18 protein-coding genes are annotated in these 19621 nt (G+C 41.6%); 11 read left to right on the plus strand and 7 right to left on the minus strand.

The genetic code is table 11. From position 1 onward, the window contains the following. On the minus strand, nt 1-937 hold a 937-nt coding region (locus tag B2Y23_RS06590; RefSeq protein ID WP_291369782.1), incomplete at its 3' end, for a TolC family protein. A gap of 353 nt (nt 938-1290) precedes the next feature. On the opposite strand from B2Y23_RS06590, the gene serC reads away from it, so the two are divergent. Continuing rightward, the gene (serC, locus tag B2Y23_RS06595) at nt 1291-2370 is read left to right on the plus strand and encodes a 3-phosphoserine/phosphohydroxythreonine transaminase (protein WP_291354757.1); all 1080 of its coding nucleotides are present in this window, start codon (nt 1291-1293) and stop codon (nt 2368-2370) included. Between the two features lie 85 nt (nt 2371-2455). Here the strand turns inward: serC and B2Y23_RS06600 are convergent, their stop codons facing one another. Beyond that, nucleotides 2456-2596 (minus strand): hypothetical protein, encoded by a 141-nt coding sequence (locus tag B2Y23_RS06600; RefSeq protein WP_291369784.1) that lies wholly within the window; start codon nt 2594-2596, stop codon nt 2456-2458. A gap of 412 nt (nt 2597-3008) precedes the next feature. Further along, entirely contained in the window at nt 3009-3938 is a 930-nt protein-coding gene (locus B2Y23_RS06605) for a hypothetical protein (RefSeq protein WP_291354755.1), read from the minus strand. A 270-nt stretch (nt 3939-4208) separates the two neighbouring features. Between B2Y23_RS06605 and B2Y23_RS06610 the strand changes: the two genes are divergently transcribed. Together B2Y23_RS06610 and B2Y23_RS06615 are read left to right on the plus strand one after the other, a co-directional pair. Then, nucleotides 4209-4679, plus strand: coding sequence for a YaiI/YqxD family protein (locus B2Y23_RS06610; RefSeq protein WP_291354754.1), 471 nt, complete (start codon nt 4209-4211; stop codon nt 4677-4679). A gap of 12 nt (nt 4680-4691) precedes the next feature. Then, nucleotides 4692-5615: a DMT family transporter gene (locus B2Y23_RS06615; RefSeq protein WP_291354753.1), complete on the plus strand. Its 924-nt coding sequence runs from the start codon at nt 4692-4694 to the stop codon at nt 5613-5615. Between the two features lie 4 nt (nt 5616-5619). Here B2Y23_RS06615 and B2Y23_RS06620 read toward each other — a convergent pair whose 3' ends face one another. After that, nucleotides 5620-6189, minus strand: coding sequence for a PilZ domain-containing protein (locus B2Y23_RS06620; protein ID WP_291354752.1), 570 nt, complete (start codon nt 6187-6189; stop codon nt 5620-5622). 23 nt (nt 6190-6212) lie between these two features. Between B2Y23_RS06620 and B2Y23_RS06625 the strand changes: the two genes are divergently transcribed. The 3 genes from B2Y23_RS06625 (at nt 6213) to B2Y23_RS06635 (ending at nt 10938) form a co-directional block, all read left to right on the plus strand. Continuing rightward, on the plus strand, nt 6213-7448 hold the full coding sequence (locus B2Y23_RS06625) for a lipoprotein-releasing ABC transporter permease subunit (RefSeq protein ID WP_291354751.1): 1236 nt from the start codon (nt 6213-6215) through the stop codon (nt 7446-7448). Then, the gene (gene lolD, locus B2Y23_RS06630; RefSeq protein WP_291354750.1) at nt 7441-8124 is read left to right on the plus strand and encodes a lipoprotein-releasing ABC transporter ATP-binding protein LolD; all 684 of its coding nucleotides are present in this window, start codon (nt 7441-7443) and stop codon (nt 8122-8124) included. The genes B2Y23_RS06625 and lolD overlap by 8 nt, the downstream gene beginning before the upstream one ends. A 363-nt stretch (nt 8125-8487) precedes the next feature. Then, the gene (locus tag B2Y23_RS06635; protein WP_291369786.1) at nt 8488-10938 is read left to right on the plus strand and encodes a DNA internalization-related competence protein ComEC/Rec2; all 2451 of its coding nucleotides are present in this window, start codon (nt 8488-8490) and stop codon (nt 10936-10938) included. Nucleotides 10939-10945: 7 nt separating this feature from the next. Here B2Y23_RS06635 and B2Y23_RS06640 read toward each other — a convergent pair whose 3' ends face one another. Next, complete coding sequence (locus B2Y23_RS06640) at nt 10946-11929, minus strand: lysophospholipid acyltransferase family protein (protein ID WP_291354748.1); 984 nt, start codon at nt 11927-11929, stop codon at nt 10946-10948. Nucleotides 11930-12060: 131 nt separating this feature from the next. On the opposite strand from B2Y23_RS06640, the gene sppA reads away from it, so the two are divergent. Together sppA and B2Y23_RS06650 are read left to right on the plus strand one after the other, a co-directional pair. Next, the gene (gene sppA, locus B2Y23_RS06645; RefSeq protein WP_291354747.1) at nt 12061-13086 is read left to right on the plus strand and encodes a signal peptide peptidase SppA; all 1026 of its coding nucleotides are present in this window, start codon (nt 12061-12063) and stop codon (nt 13084-13086) included. After that, nucleotides 13083-13886 (plus strand): alpha/beta fold hydrolase, encoded by an 804-nt coding sequence (locus tag B2Y23_RS06650; protein ID WP_291354746.1) that lies wholly within the window; start codon nt 13083-13085, stop codon nt 13884-13886. The genes sppA and B2Y23_RS06650 overlap by 4 nt, the downstream gene beginning before the upstream one ends. Nucleotides 13887-13968: 82 nt before the next feature. On the opposite strand, the gene purN is transcribed toward B2Y23_RS06650, so the two are convergent. Both purN and purM read right to left on the minus strand, forming a co-directional pair. Then, complete coding sequence (gene purN, locus B2Y23_RS06655) at nt 13969-14598, minus strand: phosphoribosylglycinamide formyltransferase (protein WP_291354745.1); 630 nt, start codon at nt 14596-14598, stop codon at nt 13969-13971. Between the two features lie 9 nt (nt 14599-14607). Continuing rightward, nucleotides 14608-15678: a phosphoribosylformylglycinamidine cyclo-ligase gene (purM, locus tag B2Y23_RS06660; protein WP_291369788.1), complete on the minus strand. Its 1071-nt coding sequence runs from the start codon at nt 15676-15678 to the stop codon at nt 14608-14610. Between the two features lie 134 nt (nt 15679-15812). Here purM and cxpE point away from each other — a divergent pair, with 134 nt between their 5' ends. From cxpE to rbtA, 3 genes are all read left to right on the plus strand, one after another. Then, complete coding sequence (gene cxpE, locus B2Y23_RS06665; RefSeq protein ID WP_291369790.1) at nt 15813-17033, plus strand: chloramphenicol efflux transporter CxpE; 1221 nt, start codon at nt 15813-15815, stop codon at nt 17031-17033. 15 nt (nt 17034-17048) lie between these two features. Beyond that, nucleotides 17049-17753 (plus strand): DnaA regulatory inactivator Hda, encoded by a 705-nt coding sequence (gene hda / locus B2Y23_RS06670; RefSeq protein ID WP_291354741.1) that lies wholly within the window; start codon nt 17049-17051, stop codon nt 17751-17753. Between the two features lie 119 nt (nt 17754-17872). Continuing rightward, on the plus strand, nt 17873-19621 hold a 1749-nt coding region (gene rbtA, locus B2Y23_RS06675), incomplete at its 3' end, for a rhombotarget A (RefSeq protein WP_291369792.1).

A 19621-nucleotide genomic window follows, 5' to 3' on the forward strand; every position in this document is an offset into this window, starting at 1 on the left:
CTGATTGCTCCGGATAACTTTTTAACAGTGCATTCAGGTTTTGATTTTGGCTGGAATTGACAAATAGCGGGGTACTCAGTTCGTTAATCTGGCTGCGTTGTAGCAGGTTGTTGAGCTGAAACAGGCTGGATCTTAAATTGGCTTCAGCATTTTGCACAGCACGCTCGGCATTATTCTTGGCTACTTCAAACTGCATACGCTGGCCTTTGCTGATAAATCCCTGTTGCTCCAGTTTTAAAGCATTGCTGTAATGAGTTTGCATGGCATTGAAGTTGGATTGACTGGAGGTCAAAAGCTGCTTTTGCAGTTGCGTATTAAAGTAAGCCTGAATCAGTTCAAAGCGTTGTACATCTTGCTGTTGCTTGCTATTCAATTGGCTGCGCTGTGCCTTGATCTGCGCTATTTCCTTGGCACTTGAGGTCAGGCCACCGCTATATAAAGGCATAATCAATGACACCGTTGGGCGGATGACCTGATCATCTAATGTAACCGTAGACTCATCTGGAATTAATTCCACCCCATCCTGTATAGGTTGTTTTAAACCTTCTTTTAGTGGATCGGCAAAGCCGCCTAAATTTAATTCATCAATTTTATTATTTACGCCATTGCTCAAGGACTGTTCTAAGTTATTTTTTAAAGCCCCAAGCGGAAGATCCACTTCATTATGAAAGGCATAAGCACGGACATTTAAATCGACACGGGGCAGGCCTAAACCTTGAATGGCTTCAGCTTCAAGTTGGGAAGCCTGCTGCAGAGCCTGATTGGCCTGAGTGGTATAAGAGTCTTTGAGGATGGTCTGTTCAGCCTGCACATAGCTGATACTTTCAGCGAAAACCTGTGAAGTAAAAATCACACCCGCAGTACAAATTCCAAAACGAAGATGATGGTGTATAAGTAGAGCAAGTTTCTTTGGTAATGCAGCTAAACGCAGTGACATCGATCAGACTCTCAATTTCTTTGTAACAATTATATTGCATAGATTGAATTGTATGTCTAATCAATAAGTTGTTGTATTGTTTAATATGCATTTGTATATCAATCACGTGACGAGATTCTAAAAACTCACATCTTGCAGTCTTTATTTGCAAAAGAGCAGCCCTAAGAGCTAGTTGTCCCTTTAAACTCTGGAACACAGATTGCAAAAGGATTTAGTAAAATCCACCTTCATTGAAATTTTGATTTTAAATGTCCGACAGCATTGAAATATTTTCAGGATAATTTACTGCAAGCTACGCCCATCTGTGGTTAAATGCCATCATTTTATTGTGTTTCACTTTGAAAGGAAAAATCATGCGCGCGTACAACTTCTGTGCTGGTCCTGCTGCATTACCTACTGCCGTTTTAGAACAAGCTCAGGCTGAATTGCTTGATTGGCATGGCAAAGGTCTTTCGATCATGGAAATGAGTCACCGTAGTCCTGACTATGTGGCTGTGGCAGAAAAAGCAGAGGCAGATTTGCGTAAACTGATGAACATTCCAGAGAACTACAAAGTATTGTTCTTGCAAGGTGGTGCTTCACTTCAATTCTCTGCTATTCCTTTAAACCTGTTGGGTAAAAACAGCAAGGCTGATTATATTCATACCGGAATCTGGTCAGAAAAAGCCCTGAAAGAAGCAAAACGTTATGGCGACATTAATGTTGTAGAAGCGGGTACCAGCATTAACGGTAAACTGGCGATTACAGAGCAAAGCAGCTGGAACCTGTCTGATGATGCAGCCTATGTGCATTATGCCGATAACGAAACTATTGGTGGTCTTCAGTTTGCGGGTATTCCTGAAACAGATAAACCACTAGTATGTGACTTTTCATCGAGCATTTTATCTGCGCCATTAGATGTATCCAAGTTCGGTTTAATCTACGCAGGTGCACAAAAGAATATTGGTCCTGCCGGCTTAACTTTAGTGATTATCCGCGAAGATTTACTCGATCAGGCCAAACCTGAAATTCCAAGCATTTTGAAATACTCAGATCAGGCGAAAAACGGGTCTATGGTCAACACACCATCAACCTATGCCTGGTACTTGTCTGGTCTGGTATTTGAATGGCTGCTTGAAAATGGCGGTGTCGATGCCATGCATCAGGTCAACCTTGAAAAAGCCAAGCTACTGTATGGTTATATCGATGCCAGCGATTTCTATGCCAACCCGATTGCAGAAGCAAATCGTTCAATCATGAATGTACCGTTTACCTTGGCAAAAGCTGAGCTTGAGAAACAATTCCTGAAAGAAGCTGAAGCGAATCATCTGCTTAACTTGGCAGGTCACCGTTCAGTGGGCGGTATGCGTGCCAGTATTTACAATGCTGTACCATTAGAAGGCGTACAGGCTCTGGTTAATTTTATGGATGACTTTGCCAAGCGCAATGGTTAATCCTTAAAGCTAAAAAAGCCCATCACATGATGGGCTTTTTATTGAATAGAATCTGGGTGTTGAAGATAAGATCGTTACAATCAGCTTAAAGAATAAAGTGATGCAAAAGGTAGGTAGACATAAACATGCCCAGTACAAAAAATAGGCATGAGATGGTGTCTAATTGGAAGCGTTTAACCAGTTGATGTTCAACTGTTTGTATATTTTCTTCTTGCACGATTTTCATGGAAACTCTATTCCGATTTATTTATCGTTAATTTATATTGCTAGTTTATATTTTTAGCATAAAAGATTGATTAAATAAAGTACTAAATAAAAATATGTAATTAAAATATTTATTTTTATTTAGCAGAATAGCTGCTGGCTTTCAAATTCCTGTCACCACCGGGCTGTGCGGGATACATAGCTTAAAATAACTCATAAAAATATAATAGCTGAGCTAACGATTTAAAATAAAAGTTTGAATTTAAAACTGTGGATAAATGTATTTTAATTTGAATTTAAAAATATTAAATATAATGCGTTACTGTGGATAAATTTTGATCAAATTGAATCTGCAGATAATAAATACTACACATAAAAAAGCAGCGCCACAGGTGCAGGAATAATCATGCGATGGCGCTGCCTGTTGTAGCCAATTATTTTTTAGCGTAAATATTCACTTGAATCCATAAATTGCCACGAATGAATTGACCAATTTCAAAGTCTTTATGCGCCTGATTTTTGGTGGCAATACGAATTAATGTGGCTTCCTGATTTTCATCATGAATTAAGGCAACGTCATACAGGGTATATGGCTGATCCATAAATGACATCGATGTTTTACCAACAATATTGCCCTGGAACCAGGCTTCATCTTCCTGTCCCATATTTTCGCCATACAGATAGGCAACCATTTTGGAAAAATCGACGGTGACCGGGTCTTTATCATCTTCCGATTTGGGTTCCCAGGCATCAATCTGTTCTTGCAAATTGGCAGGTGCCACGCCGTTATTGCGCGCAAGAATGTCATTTAAGGCACGGTGATGCTTAATGGAAGCAGGATCATCCACTACCAGTTGTTCATGATCCGAAACAGCTTCCAGTTCATAGGCCCAGGCATTGAGCTGGGCAAGATATGGCTGATCTTTTTCGTATTGACCATGATTGACGCTATATAGCGTGTCAAAGGCATAGACAATGGTATTGGCACCTAGGTTTAAGCGCAGTACTGCCTGGGTGTTGGATTTACAGGTAATAATCCGTTCAATTGTAGCAGGGACTTTATACGGGCTTTCAAAACTTGGGAAAGCTGTTTTGACCGCTTGCGGCTTGTTATTTTCAACGGCAATGACTTGGGTCAATTTTACTGTGGCTTGCTTAGGTCCCTGAATCAGCCAGGCTGATGCGTCCATGTCGCATTCTTGTTTACATAAACCCATCGGCATGATTGGTGCATCCAGGGCCAGCCCTAGCCACTTGGGTACATCTGTAGCCGGATTTTCTGTGAGCAGATTCCAATGTTCGACATGACTGCCAAAGTTCTGATCTTCAATGGTGATCAGTTCCGGTCTATTTTGATTTTTCATATTCACAATCGAGGGTTGGGTTGTATTTATCTATTAAATCGAGGGTTATTGTTAAATTTCAAGTCAAATGGTGAAATTTAACCATTAAACTCAGTGAAATGTACTCAAATTCCTGAATTTGAATACGATGAAATCTGAAATTTCGTTAAGCAAATCATGAGCATCTTGGCGAAATCTAAAAATCGCGCACCAGCTGAATCGATTTAGCCATCCTCCTGTCACAGGGAATTTGCTAAACTAGGCATAATTATTTTTAAATATGGATGTGGTGTGCTGCCATTTAAACTTTGGGTGGATGCCGATGCATTGCCTAAAATCCTGCGTGAAGTGATCATTCGCGCTTCTGATCGTTATCAGCTGGAAGTGACGTTTGTCGCCAATCAAAATGTGGGGATTACCCCGTCAGTACGGATTAATTCCATTCAGGTCATGAGTGGGGCAGATGCTGCAGATAAAGAAATTATTGAACGTATGAAAGAGCATGATATTGTCATGACTCAAGATATTCCTCTGGCTGCTCAAGTCATTGAAAAAGGTGGAATTGCTATTCATCCTCGCGGTGAAATCTATACCACCGCCAATGTTAAAGCGCGTCTGCATTTACGTGATTTTATGGATTCATTACGCGGAGCAGGTGTCAATACGGGTGGTCCGCCACCGATTTCTGAACGAGATAAACGTGAATTTTCCAGTGCACTGGATCAAACCATTCAGAAACAGAAACGTAAAACTACACCGTAATTTGAGCTAATCATGCCGTCAAAAACCAACATCATGTCCACCTATGCCTTATTGGTATTTATCTGGGCAACCACACCTTTGGCAATCGTCTGGAGTGTTGCTGATCTGCATAGTTTATGGGCTTTGGCACTGCGCTTTTTTATTGCTTTGCCTTTAGCTGTGGGCTTGTTGGTATTTTTGAAAACCAGATTACCTTTGAATGCCATTTCCCTGCATAGTTATGTTGCAGGTGCCTGTAGTTTTATTGGTTCGCAAATTTTTACCTATTTGGCGACCGGCTATTTAAGCTCTGGCATTATTGCCTTGATGTTTGGTTTGGCACCGATCATGACCGGATTAATCGGACGTTTTGCTTTTAATATTCATTTACATCGCTTGCAATGGCTGGGGATGTGCATTGCGCTATTGGGACTCGGCACCATCTGTCTGGGAGGAAGTGACCAGCATGTCCAGCCGATGGGCATAGGGTTGATGCTGATCAGTGTTTTTGTGTATTGCGCCTCCCTTTTTTGGGTCAAAAAGGTCAATGCACCGTTGAAACCCATGGCGCAGGCGACGGGCTCCATTTTGGTCTCTAGCCTGTTTGCACTGTGCATGCTGCCCTTGATCTGGCAGCATGCACCAGATCATATCCCCAATACAAAGGCATTGATCGGGCTGTTTTATGCGGTCATTATGGCTTCACTGCTCGCCATGTTCTGTTATTTCAAACTGGTACAAAATATCAAGGCGACCACGTTATCTTTGACCACCGTGTTGACGCCCATGTTAGCTCTGCTGTTTGGTGCTGTGCTGAATGATGAAAAATTATCGGTGATGGTTTTTGTGGGATCCTTTATTTTATTGTTTGGCCTGTTCGTTTATTTTTATCGTGATCTTAAGGCGAGCCAGAATCTCGCCACTAAGATCAAATCTAACCTTCAGTCTAAAGGTTAAATAACTAGTCTTTATTTTTGCTCACGATTACACATTCGGCCAGTTTTACCCGGTCTTGTGGGTGTAAGGTAATAAAATAGGCACCGGTGCGGAACTTACCGTTATCTTCTGCACGGCTATAGACGACCTGAGCAGTTGCGGCAATATGGAAGAAATTTTCAGGGTGGCTTAAAGTCACATGAATATAAGTACCTTCCTGAATCGGGCGATCATTAAAGAAACTGAAACCTGTTTCGGAAAAATTGACATGTTCCGGGATTGGTAACATGGATTGTACAATTGCATCGTACAAAGAACCGGTAATAAGGTTTAATTTCTGGTTGAATAAGGATAATATTCTAGCAATTTGTTGATCTTTTTCAGTTAATTGTTCTAATTCGTAGTTTACTGCGTGATCAAATTGATCTAATTCTGCGAGTAGTAGAAAATAGCGGGGCAGCACAAAGTTAGGATCATAAGGGTCATTAAGTGCGACATCATCAGAAATAATCTGATAATTAATTCGCAAGGCAGCATCGATTCGCGACATAACGCGGCGTTCCATATTGCCGCTTTGATGCTGTAAATTTTCCATAATTATTCCTCGGACTAAATGGTATGTTTAAACCAATCTCGCTGTACATAGGGTTGAGATATACTCGCGCACGGCGTAGTAACCACTTTATTTCTTTTATTGCTTTGGTGTCTATGATCGGTCTCACCCTAGGGGTGGCTGTATTAATTACTGTGTTATCGGTAATGAATGGCTTTGACCGAGAGCTGAAAAACCGTGTCTTGGGAATGATACCTCAAGCTACTGTTTCTTCAACACAAATTTTAACAGATTGGCCGGAACTTGCAAAAAAAGTTGAACAGCATGAACATGTCAAAGGTGTAGCACCATTTACCCAGTTACAGGGCATGCTAACTGCACAGGGCCAAGTGGCTGGAATTATGGTCACGGGCATTGAACCTGAATACGAAAAGAAAGTGTCCATTATCCAGAATCACATGATTGCGGGAAGTATTGATAGTCTGAAAAAAGGTGAATTTGGCATTGTTTTAGGTAAACAAATGACCGATTCACTGGGTTTGGGATTAAACGACAATATTACTTTAGTGCTTCCTGAGGCAACGCCGTCTCCTGCAGGAGTGGTGCCACGTTTCAAGCGTTTTAAGATTGTCGGTATTTTCAGTATCGGAGCTGAAGTAGATTCGATGATGGGTTATATCGCCCTGAACGATGCTTCAACTTTATTGCGCTTGCCGGATGGTGCCCAAGGTGTCCGTTTAAAACTGGATGATATTTTCCTGGCGCCTGAAGTGGCTGATGATATTGTTAAAGATCTGCCAAGCAATTTTTATGCATCGAACTGGACCTTTACCCACGGGAATTTGTTCAGCGCCATTCAGATGGAAAAAGCCATGGTCAGCTTGCTACTGTTCCTGATTGTACTGGTGGCTGTATTTAATATTGTGTCCTCACTGGTGATGGTGGTGACTGACAAAAAGTCCGATATTGCAATTCTGCGTACCTTAGGTGCTTCACCTTCAACCATTACCCGAATTTTTATGGTACAGGGCACCATCATTGGAGTGATCGGGACTGTTTCCGGTGCTATTTTGGGGATTATCTTCGCTTCGAGTATCAGTGGTTTGATCGGTTGGTTGAATACCGCATTCGGTTTGAACCTGTTTGATGCTTATTTCATTAATTACTTGCCGTCTTATTTACGCTGGCAAGATGTCGTGGTGATTGTGAGCCTGTCCTTGGTTCTAAGTTTCCTTGCCACAATTTATCCGGCATTCCGTGCTGCCAAAACTCAACCAGCTGAGGCCTTACGTTATGAGTAATATTGTCCTCGAAGCGAAAAATATCTCGAAAAGTTTTACTGACGGCAAGACTACGGTAGAAGTGATTAAAAATTTGTCCTTGCAGGTCAAAAAAGGCGAGTTTGTTTCTATTGTCGGTTCCAGTGGTTCCGGTAAAAGTACCTTACTGCATGTGCTGGGTGGTCTGGATTGTCCTACTGAAGGGCAGGTCTTCTTAAACGACAAGCGCTTTGATAGTTTAGGTGAAGCTGAACGTGGTTATTTGCGAAATCAGCATTTGGGCTTTGTTTATCAGTTTCATCATCTATTGCCGGAGTTTACGGCGTTGGAAAATGTGGCTATGCCATTGATGCTGCGTGCAGGAACGACCTATAAGCAATCTAAAGAACAGGCTGAATACCTGCTCAATCGGGTTGGATTATCGCATCGTATGACCCATAAACCGGGTGAGCTGTCTGGCGGTGAACGTCAGCGTGTTGCCTTGGCACGTGCTCTGGTGGCTAAACCGGAACTGATGCTGGCGGATGAACCGACCGGTAACCTGGACCGTAAAACGGCGGTGAAAATTTTTGAACTGCTGAGCGAATTACGTAATGAGTTCAATATGGCGATGCTGATTGTGACCCACGATGAACAGCTGGCACAAACTGCCGATTCGATCTTGCATATGCAAGACGGTGTCTGGATTGATGATTAAGGGTTTGTTAACATTTCATAAAGGGTTTGCGTTGTAAGCTCCAATTAAACAATGAGATATAACAGCGTAAAAATGAAATGCAAAGAAGGGCATATATTTAAATTTGATGACAAGGTTTAAGCTAATCTTCGCTTTCAACCCTTCGGGACGTGAATATTTTTTGATGCTACATCGTTGTGAACTACTCATTTAGAATGACTAAATTTCGTATTTCACGCCTTGTATCATCTAAAAAATACTCGTCGTCGCAAACATAGACGAAGTGTCAACCAACCCTAGACACTGATCGACAAATTTAAAAAATAATTGAAGCTCACTGCGGTGGGCTTTAATATTGCCAAAAATAAAAAAATTATAATCACAATGATTCAAATCATATGTATTGGCTGGGTACTGGGTATTGCAACCATGGGAAAAACCTTCCCGATCTTGCAGTCTTTATTCATTCCCTGTATCGCTCTTTTTACCCTGACTCTTATTTTAAAGTGGACTGTTTTAAAACAGGTTCATGCTTTATCTTTTAAATTGTTACAGCTCTGTGTGGGATTAAGTCTCGGGATCACACTTGGCTATAGTTATGCTGATCATCAACTGAGTGAACGCTTACTGCTTCGAGAGCAGCAGACTGAACAGGTGGAAGTAATTGCCTATATTAAAAACCTGAATGAAGAAGGCGATCAGACCATCCAACAAAAAATTCAGGTGCTGAATCGGCATAATGAAATCGTGCAGTGGCAGGCATTTTTAAGAAATGAAGCAGATTCAGGTTCATCTTCCGTACTTGAATTGGGTCAATATTACCGTTTGCAGGGACAAATTCTGCCGGCCCATAGCTATGCCACCGAGGGCGCTTTTGATCAGGAGCAATGGTATATCCAGCAAAATGTCATGTCTGGATTTAAAGTTAATGCAATAGAAAAGCTGACGCAACAGCAGATAGCTGCTTTGGGTTATGGAAAATACCTAAGACAACAAGCTTCTGTTTCTAATCAGATTCAACTTCGGGTCGAACAGCAGCGTTTGGCGTTACGCTATTTTATCAAGCAGCAGCCGGTGCAGCATAAAGGTTTGATGCTGGCTTTATTGACTGGGGACAAAAGCTTACTGGATACAGCAACCGAGCAACTGTTTCAGCGCTTTGGCATGAGTCATTTATTGGCCATCTCTGGGCCGCATGTGCTGATTTTTGCCGTATTGCTGTGCTGGAGTTTACATCAGCTGATTCGTCGTTATCGACCCCAGCTCTATTTAAAATGGCCTAAGCAATATCTGCTGATCTGGCCTTTTTGTATTAGCGTAGCGTTGTACTGTGCATTTGTCGGCTTTGAAATTCCGGCGTTAAGAACGCTGTTGAGCTGCTTATTGATCAGTGTTTTTATCTTGTTCAAACACAAGGTCCGGCCGCTTAATATTTTACTTTTTAGTACATCAATCCTGTTAATTTTTGACCCTTTCAGTATTTTATCGGCCGCGTTCTGGCTGTCTTATGGTGCATGCTTTGTGTTACTGCGAATTTATCAGACCGTGCAGCAGCAAAGTGGCACAGATGAGCTGAAGACTAGAATTCAATACCTCAAAATGCAGTTGAAGCTCTTAATCGAATCGCAATGGAAAATATTTCTAGCCTTATTTCCACTGATGATCCTGTTCTTTAAACAGATGGCATGGATTACGCCACTGAGCAATTTATTTGCCATTCCCTGGATTGGTCTGGTGATTGTTCCATTGGATCTGCTTGCAGCGCTGTGCTATTTCATTGCTGAACCTTTGGGCAGTCTGGTTTTTCAAATCAATGATCAGTGTCTAGCTGCTTTGCTGTTGTTAATGCAACTTTTAGATCGGCTGATTGCCCCGACATTACAACCGATTGCCATGAATTCTGTCGTATGGTTCAGTGTGTGTCTAGGCTTGATCATCCTGTTTTTACCGCGCAATGTGTTGCCTAAAACCTGGGCTGTATTGTGTTTTATGCCTTTGATTGCTCTAGACAGCAGTAAAAACGAATTTGAACTGAATGTCTTGGATGTGGGACAAGGACAGGCGATTTTTATCCGTGATCATGAGCAAACCCTGATGATAGACATGGGCGGAAATTATGATGAAAGTAAATTTAGTATTGGCAAGCAAATCATTTTGCCCTTTTTATCGGTGCAGGGTGTGAGCGAGTTGAATCAACTCATATTGACTCATCTGGATCAGGATCATAAAGGCGGTTATGAGTCGATCAAACAGCAATTACCCATCAGGCAAGTCTATTCAAATGAACAGCTTGAAGTGGCTGCTTCCAGCCGGTTTGATTATTGTCATCAAGGACAAAACTGGCAGTGGGGTGATCGGGTAAACATGACCGTATTGTCACCCAAAACCGAAAATCTGGTCTATGCCAACGCTGAGAAAAATGAAATGTCCTGTGTGATGTATGTGCAGGTGAAACATGCCCAACCTTATCAAAATTTTTTACTGATGGGAGATGCAGGTTGGCAAACGGAATATCAAATTCTGCAGGATTATCCGGATTTAAAAGTTGATGTGCTGGTTTTGGGGCATCATGGCAGTCGGCACAGCTCAGCCTACGCTTTTTTAAAGCAATTAAAACCGAAAGTGGTGATTGCATCGGCAGGGTTTCATAACCGCTATGGTCATCCCAGCGAAATAACACTGCAACGTCTCAAGCAGTTGAATATTCCGGTATTGAGCACAGTACAGCAGGGCAGTATTCAGTTTATCAGACAGACTAATGGACAGATGCAATTACATTACGCGCGTGAACAAAGACAATGGTTAAAACGTGCAACAGCCAAGCTTAAATCATAAAGCTTAATTATAAGACCTGCTCATTTGCTAATGGAATTGCTGTATTTTGAGCTGCTGTCTCGGCACGGACTTTAGCAACCAGTTCTAAAGCTTCTGGTTTCTTAAGATAGTACAGTGCATCTAATTCGGGACTGGCTTTGAAGCGTTTATAGCTCCAGTGGTAATGCTCAGGATAACGACGGATCAGGTTTTCAATCGCTTGGAAAATAATGCCGGTGCCTTGATTGGTATCGACTGTATAAATGCGATCATCAATCGCTTCAAAATGCAAATCAAAGCCCTGATCATCATTGCGCAGTGCATATAAAAACAATGTTTTGGCCTTGGTTTTTTGAATCAGTTTGGCACTCAAATTACTGGTCGCCAAAGGGAGTCCAAAATAAGGAATCATTTCACCGCCAACATTGGGTGTGTGGTCCGGCAAAATAACCGTCGTTCCGCCTTGCTTTAAGGCTTTAAAAATCTGGCGAACTCCGGATTCATCGGTAGGTACTAAAGTTGCCTGTTCACGACTGCGCGCGTTACGCACAAACAGATCGGCCGCTTCATTTTTTACCGGCTTATACATGATGGTCATTTTAGTAAATTGAGCAATATAAGCATTCATGATTTCCCAGGTACCAAAATGCGGAACAATTAACACCACACCTTTGTTTTCTGCCAGTGCATCCAGAAGCAGCTGCTTGCCATGAACTTTGTGAATGCGCGCAAGATTGGCTTCATTGCTGGAACCCCAGATACTGAAGAACTCAAAATAAGAGATCAGTTCATTGCGGATGGCTTGAGCGGTAATTTTTTCCCGTTCTGCATCGCTCAGTTCGGGCAGGGCAATATTTAAATTCAGTCGAATGGTTTCTGAAGTTTTTGAAATTTTAAGGGCATTGACCAGACCCGCTAAACCACGAGCTATAAATCGAGAAATTTGAATAGGTTGTCGGCTAATAAAATGTAAAAGACGATATGTTGTATTCTGGGAGCTTCGATCGGTCATTGTTGTATTGTCAATTACATTATGAATGGAAAAGATAAATTTATTATAAGGGAAAACCGATAATTTAGACAGATTTAACCCGATCAGTGTATATAATGAGTCCAATTTAATTCAACATTGGATCGTTTTTCATGTCCGATTGGCCACCAAAACCAGAAAATGAAATTCAAAACATACAACCCAATCCGCAAAATATAACTGGAAAAGAATGGCACATTTTAGAAAAAGCCGTTTTAGCCTCTGTAGAAGAACAGCGCCGTGCACGCCGTTGGGGCATCTTTTTTAAATTTTTAACTTTTGCTTATATCCTGTTTATTTTGGTACTACTGGCTAAAAGCTGCAGTACTTCAACGACAGATCCAACAGCGACAACCAGTTCGCATATTGCCGTGGTCGACATTATTGGCACCATTGCTGCAGACAAGCAAAGCGTGAATAGCACCGATACAGTCAAAGCACTGAAGAAGGCTTTTGAAAATAAACAAAGTAAAGCGGTAGTTTTAAATATTAATTCTCCAGGTGGCTCACCTGTTCAATCGGATGAAATCTGGCAGGAAATTCAATATTTGAAGAAAGCCCATACAGACAAAAAACTGTATGCAATCATTGGTGATACAGGTGCCTCAGGTGCATATTACATTGCCTCTGCTGCAGATGAGATCATTGTCAATCCTTCAAGTCTAGTTGGTTCTATTGGTGTGATTATGCCGAACTACGGAGTAACAGGTTTAATGCAGAAACTGGGCGTTGAAGACCGCACCATGACTTCAGGTGAAAATAAAGCTCTTTTATCGATGACTCAGCCGGTAGATGCTACACAAAAGGCCCACGTACAAGGGGTGCTGGATAATGTGCACGACCATTTTATCAATGCCGTGAAACAGGGCCGTGGGAAAAAATTGAAATCGACTGATCCTGCAATCTTCTCAGGTTTGTTCTGGACAGGTGAACAGGCGGTGAAATTGGGCATTGCAGACCGTACCGGTAGTTTAAATAGCTTAAAACGTGAACTGAAAGTAGAAAAAGCGGTGAATTACACCATCGAATATAGTCCTTTCGATTCAGTTCTGGGACGTGTGGGAAGTTCAATGGGGCAGGGTTTTGCCAGCTCAATTTCACAGCAAGTACAATCTGAACAAACGACAAAATTGCAATGAAACCACTGATCCACTTTGCGCACGCCAATGGCGTGCCATCGAAGGTCTATCAAAAACTGTTTGATGGACTGAAAGATGAATATGACATTATTTACGTGCCCTTGCTTGGTCCGGACAAGCGTTATCCTATAGACAATCACTGGCACAGCTTAACTAATCAGGTGATTGACAGCATTACGCGCCAAGCTCAGGGACGCAAAGTCATCGGCCTTGGCCATTCTTTGGGATCGGTGCTGACTTTTCAGGCGGCCTTAAAACGTCCTGAGCTGTTTGAACAGGTCATTATGATTGATCCGCCCTTAATTATGGGCAAAGACGGCTTTGCTTTGCATGTAGCCAAAACCTTAAAGTTAAAGGCTGTGGATAAGATGTCGCCGGCATCTTTATCCTTACGTCGTCGAGATCATTGGGAAAGTCGGGAACAGGCCGCTGAATTGCTTCGTTCTAAAGGCTTTTATCAACATTTTGATGAAGAATGTTTCCAGGCCTATATCGATCATGCTTTAACAGAAGACAAGCTGCGAGGCGGTGTGGAGTTGACTATTTCCAAAATGGATGAGGTGAATATTTTCAGAACCAATCCATCATTGTGGTGGCTGCCACAGCCAAAACTTCAAGTGCCTGTCCAGCTGCTGATAGCTGAGAAAGGGCCATTTATTGCACGTGGCTTTCCGCAAATAGCGAAAAAGAAGTTTGGTATTCCGTATACAGTTGTTCCGGGAAGTCATATGTTTCCGCTGGAAAAACCGCTAGAGACCGTAGAATTGATTAAGCAATTGATTCAACAGCAGGCAGCGTAATTTCTGCGCCAGTTGATCAATAAAAAATCAAGCCATAAAAAAAACGCATCCTCAGATGCGTTTTTTTATATTGTAACCATTTTTAAATCTTGCAGAACTGCACCGGCTCAATCATGGCTTGACCACGATACAATACACCTTGTTCAGTATGCTGAATTGTACCCGTACAAATCCATTCTACTACTTGCGGATAAATCAGATGTTCAAGCACATGCACACGATTGGCAAGACTGATGACATTGTCATGCAGATTTACTTTTAACACGCCTTGAGCAAGTGCCTGTCCTGCATCCAGTTCAGCAGTGACATAGTGAACCGTACAGCCATGCAAAACATCACCGGTGTTCAGTACACGTTGATGGGTATGCATACCTTTGTAATTTGGTAAGAGAGAAGGGTGAATGTTGATCATTTTCCCTTCCCAAGCTTTGACAAACTTGGCACTCAAGATGCGCATAAAGCCTGCCAGCACCACTAAATCAACATCCCAGTCGAGTAATTGCTGATGCATGACATCATCAAAGGCTTCCCGATTCGGATATTGCTTGTGTTCAATAACGGCGGTTTTAATTCCTGCTTTTCCAGCGCGTTCTAAAGCATAAGCTTCAGGTTTATTGGAAATAACCCCGGCAATTTGACCTGAAAGATTGGCATCAATCAGAGCTTGCAGGTTACTTCCACTTCCTGAAACCAGGACAGCAATTTTAATCATGCGAAGTACTTATGCAAAAACCACACGGATTTTTTCGTCAGCACCTTCAACGGATTCAGCATTATCAACAATGTGACCCATAGTCCATGCTTTTTCGCCCAAGCTATTCAGCAATTCAACAGTTTTGTCAGCATCTGCTGCGTCAACAGCCAGTACCATACCTACGCCACAGTTAAATGTGCGGTACATTTCGAACTGTTCTACACCACCTTCACGTTGAAGCAGTTTGAACAATTCTGGCCATTGCCAAGATGATTCATTAATCACTGCCTGAGCGCCATTAGGAAGTACGCGCGGTAAGTTACCCGGTAAGCCGCCACCTGTAATGTGTGCCATCGCATGTACATCGACGTGTTTTAGTAATTCAAGGATAGATTTAACATAAATACGTGTTGGTTCCATTGCAACGTCTGCAAGCGGGCGACCATCCACGATTTGAGTCAGGTCAACGTTTTTTACGTCAAGAATTTTACGAAGAAGAGAGTAACCGTTTGAATGTGCACCAGAAGAGGCTACACCTACTAAAACGTCACCTGCTTTGACTTTAGAGCCATCAATAATTTTGCTTTGCTCAACTACACCTACACAGAAACCTGCAAGGTCATAGTCTTCACCTTCATACATGCCTGGCATTTCAGCAGTTTCACCGCCTACAAGTGCACAGCCAGCAAGCTCACAACCCGCACCAATACCTGTCACTACATTTGCTGCAACATCAACATTGAGGTGACCCGTTGCATAGTAATCGAGGAAGAATAATGGTTCAGCACCACAAACCAAAAGATCGTTTACACACATTGCAACCAGGTCTTGACCAATTGTGTCATGACGGTTTAAGTTGAGTGCTAAACGTAATTTTGTACCTACACCATCCGTGCCAGATACGAGAACAGGTTCTTCATAACCTTTAGGAATTTTACAAAGTGCGCCAAAGCCACCTAGACCGCCCATAACTTCAGGACGTTTCGTGCGCTTAGCGACAGATTTGATTCGATCGACTAATGCGTCGCCCGCTTCGATGTCGACACCCGCATCTTTGTAGCTTAAACCAGTGTTTGGGGTAGAAGTTGAGTTGCTCATAATGAAGTCTCCGCATTCGCGCCGCGATTATACCCGAATATACGAAACTCTTATGTTATTTATGCGCTAAAATGCTATCTTTATTCAAATATTTTAATGTCTAGAACAAATAAACTGAAAAAAGGCGAGTTTCTATGGTCGATCGCACCTCACGACGCATTTTTATACTTGCAGCAATCGCATTCATCCTTTGGGTTCTGTATTTACTTAAACCTGTGGTGTTGCCTTTTATTGGAGCATTTTTAATTGCTTATTTGTTCAGTCCATTGGTCGATAAATTACATAGAATAGGCTTGCCGAGATGGCTGGCAATTAGTGTGGTATTTGTAGGGATTGGGGTCGTACTGACTTGGGCGATGTGGTATCTGGTTCCATTGGTCTGGAAACAGCTCATGTATGCCAAGACTAGTATTCCTGCAGGTATTCACTGGGTGAACTATACCTTCCTGCCTTGGTTGTCGCATACATTTAATTTGATGCCGATGGAAATAGATACCGAGCAGATGTCCTCTGCCATTATGGATTACATTCAAACCAATTATAGTGCAGACAGTATTCAGGCTCTGGTACTGAAAGTTGCCCAGTCTGGCCTGAATTTTATTCAAATTGGCGGAACGATCATATTAATCCCGATTATTGCCTTTTATTTCCTGCTGGATTGGGATCGCATGCTAGACAGCCTACGCCGTCTGATTCCTCGTCCCTATGAAAAGACAACTTTAAACATTGTAGGTGAATGTCATAGTGTTTTAGGTGCCTTTGTTAAAGGTCAATTCTTGGTGATGCTTTTGCTCGGCGTGGTCTATGCAGTAGGTTTGCAAATGATTGGACTGGAAGTCGGTCTGATTATTGGCATGATTGCAGGTTTGTCCAGTATTATTCCTTATCTGGGTTTTGCGGTGGGAATTATTGCCGCTGTGATCGCCACACTATTTCAATTTGGTCTCGACTGGACCCATCTTGCCTTGGTGGGTGTGGTTTTTATGGTGGGTCAGATGGTAGAAGGTTATATTCTGCAACCCTTTCTGTTGGGCGATAAAATTGGCCTATCACCAGTTGCGGTAGTGTTTGCAGTATTGGCTGGTGCCCAGCTTGCCGGCTTTCTGGGAATGCTGATTGCTTTGCCTGGAGCAGCCATCATTGTTGTCCTGTTGCGTCACGCACGCGAATGTTATGAAAAGAGCCACATTTATGGACAATCTACAGTGATTATACAGAGTGCTAACACAGGTTCGATTTCGGTTGAAAGTGAACAGGTCGATGTAGAGGTGGAACTAAAAAATCATCCCTCAAAAAATCTGCAAGATGCTGAAAAATCGAGTAAGATTGAATTGATAGATCATAAAGAACCTTAAGGTTAAAACTCAAATATGCGTCAACTGCAACTTGATATTGAACCTCAACTGGATGCCAGAATTAGCGATTTTTCTGGTCCGGGATGGGGTCATGTGATCGATGCAGTTCGGCAACTCCATGCCGGTTTAATGAACCGCTTTTATGTCTATGGCGGTGCGGGATCTGGCAAGAGTCATTTGCTTTCTGCTATTTGTGATTCTTATCTAGAAGTTGGCAAATCGGCAATTCAGGTTTCACTGCTGGAATTGCTGGATGCACCTACTGAAGCGATTACTTCATTAGATCAATATGATCTGGTTGCACTTGATGATATTGAAGCAATTAGTGGGGTTCCACATTGGCAAAAAGCAGTCTTTCACTTAATTAATTACAATAATGAAGGTGGCGGACAGCTGGTTTTTTCGTCGCGTATGGCACCCATTGAGTTAAAACTTGAACTTCCAGATTTACAGTCACGCTTGACTCAGGCAGTCAGTGTTAAAGTGCCATCGGGGAGTTTATATGCTGACCGTTATGCATTGGTGAACTCGGTGTTGTCACGTCGCGGAATTCATATTGATCAGCAGATCATTGATTATTTATTGGTCCATGGACCTCATCAGACTTCTGTTTTACTGCAGACTTTAGAACAGCTTATTCAACTGTTAAAAGGTGAAAAAACCAGAATCAGTCATGCCAATTTAAGACAAATTTATGCCTTAATCGATGAATATCGGTAAACAATAAAAAATCTTGAGAAATTGTTCAAGCTGTGACAAAGTACAGCAAAATAGTTCGATGTTGCAGGGAATGTGCAACTTAAGAATAAAAATATATAGAAAAATACAAGGAGAAAGGTATGCTCAAACGGAGCATAGGTATAGGGATGTTATGCGTTGCAGGACATGCTTATAGTGCCGACATTATCGTAAATACGACTGAAGATACTAAAAAAGATGACAAGGAATGTTCATTACGTGAAGCAATAGAATACGTTAATTTGGGGTTGCCTGAAGCAGGTCATTTGGGCTGTGGTGGTAAAGGTTCCAGCGCAACCATCGTGCTTGAAAAACAAACAACCTATAAGTTAGATAACCAAATTAAAATTACGGCAGCACTGACTTTAAAAACAGTGTATGACAGCAGTTTTTCAAACGATATAAAGCCAGGTTTAAATAATGCCACGATTAAAATGGTGGGCAAGAATAATATCTTTTATATTGATGATGCAACAAAGGGCCTAGTTCAAGTTAACCTCATTGAAGTGAATTTGCAGGGGTGTGATCAGAGCGTTTGTGCTAGCCAAGGCGGTTTAATTTTTAACAATGAATATCTGGTTTTAGATCATGTGAAATTAACAGGCGGTATCGCAACCCAAGGTGGTGCCATTTACAATGTAGGTGTGCCGACTGAAACAGAATCATTGTCACGTAGTCTAGTTGAAATTAAATACAGTCTGTTTGAAAAAAATAAGGCGGATGAAGGCGCTATTATTTATAGTCAGGTTCCGCAATTTAGAATATCAAATTCTGTTTTTCGAGAAAATGAGACTAATTCAGCAAGCACTGCAAATATATATTCTGCTACAGATTTAGCTAGTACAGCTTTGTCTGTGTTTCCATACATGTCCTATAAAATTGCCAATAGTACTTTTTATAAAAATAAAGGCTGGATAATTAATGTTCGTGATGGTATAGGCTTAAATAACCTAACTGTCATAGGTAATACAGCAGGGATTCAATTTAATGCGCCTGCGCAAAAAGCCTATTTAGCCAATAGTATTGTTTTGGGAAATCCATATCCTATTACTCAGGATAATAACTGTTCTTTTATAAATACCGATAAAACTTATAATCAAAATAATGTCGTGGCGAATAGTTGTACGGCAGGCGACAGTCTATATCCAAATGATATCTGGACTGGTACACAGCTCATTGCAGGTGATGCATTAGATGGAAAATGTAAAACATTAAGTGAAGATCCGGACTCATTATTATGTCCTTATTTTCAATCTGATAAAGATTTTTTAGGATATTTTCGCCCGCGTATTTTGATGAGCTATAAGAGCCTGGCTGAATCATTATTCATCAATAAAGGTAAATTTCAGGTTGATTCAACTTCCAAAGTGATGGGATGTGAAAGCATAGATCAGCGTGATAATGCACGTGATGAAGATAATGATTTATGCGATCGTGGTGCAATTGAAATTGTGGTACCCAGCACAACAGGACTTGTGGGTGAAGATTTAATTATAGGGGAAACTGCCAAAATTTCAGTAGTTAGTTATCTTAGTGATAGTGATTTGGTGCCAAAAGAAGAATGTGATGCCATATTAGGTCAAAATCCTACAGGTGAAGCATGGCAAGCAGGTTGTTTGCAAGTGGTACAGACACAAACACCTTCCAAAGGTAAACTGAATATTAATGAAGATGGAACGCTGGTTTATACACCTCAAGGTAGTTGGCATGGTGCAGATATTTTTAAAATCCGGCTGGTGACTTCATCTACGCGTTTTAATAAAACCAAACCCTATATGGAAGTGAATGTGAATGTTGTACAGGCACCGCAAAATGCTATGGAAAGTAAGAGTGTGAACACATCAGGTGGT

Source organism: Acinetobacter sp. UBA5934, from assembly GCF_002430855.1.
Lineage (GTDB): Bacteria > Pseudomonadota > Gammaproteobacteria > Pseudomonadales > Moraxellaceae > Acinetobacter.

Coding starts and splice junctions, on each gene's coding strand:
- purM (WP_291369788.1), bottom strand. CDS start 15,678: ATGAGCAACTCAACTTCTACCCCAAACACTGGTTTAAGCTACAAAGAT.
- serC (WP_291354757.1), top strand. CDS start 1,291: ATGCGCGCGTACAACTTCTGTGCTGGTCCTGCTGCATTACCTACTGCC.
- B2Y23_RS06625 (WP_291354751.1), top strand. CDS start 6,213: ATGTTTAAACCAATCTCGCTGTACATAGGGTTGAGATATACTCGCGCA.
- sppA (WP_291354747.1), top strand. CDS start 12,061: ATGTCCGATTGGCCACCAAAACCAGAAAATGAAATTCAAAACATACAA.
- B2Y23_RS06600 (WP_291369784.1), bottom strand. CDS start 2,596: ATGAAAATCGTGCAAGAAGAAAATATACAAACAGTTGAACATCAACTG.
- B2Y23_RS06605 (WP_291354755.1), bottom strand. CDS start 3,938: ATGAAAAATCAAAATAGACCGGAACTGATCACCATTGAAGATCAGAAC.
- purN (WP_291354745.1), bottom strand. CDS start 14,598: ATGATTAAAATTGCTGTCCTGGTTTCAGGAAGTGGAAGTAACCTGCAA.
- lolD (WP_291354750.1), top strand. CDS start 7,441: ATGAGTAATATTGTCCTCGAAGCGAAAAATATCTCGAAAAGTTTTACT.
- B2Y23_RS06635 (WP_291369786.1), top strand. CDS start 8,488: ATGATTCAAATCATATGTATTGGCTGGGTACTGGGTATTGCAACCATG.
- B2Y23_RS06640 (WP_291354748.1), bottom strand. CDS start 11,929: ATGACCGATCGAAGCTCCCAGAATACAACATATCGTCTTTTACATTTT.
- B2Y23_RS06620 (WP_291354752.1), bottom strand. CDS start 6,189: ATGGAAAATTTACAGCATCAAAGCGGCAATATGGAACGCCGCGTTATG.
- hda (WP_291354741.1), top strand. CDS start 17,049: ATGCGTCAACTGCAACTTGATATTGAACCTCAACTGGATGCCAGAATT.
- B2Y23_RS06615 (WP_291354753.1), top strand. CDS start 4,692: ATGCCGTCAAAAACCAACATCATGTCCACCTATGCCTTATTGGTATTT.
- cxpE (WP_291369790.1), top strand. CDS start 15,813: ATGGTCGATCGCACCTCACGACGCATTTTTATACTTGCAGCAATCGCA.
- B2Y23_RS06650 (WP_291354746.1), top strand. CDS start 13,083: ATGAAACCACTGATCCACTTTGCGCACGCCAATGGCGTGCCATCGAAG.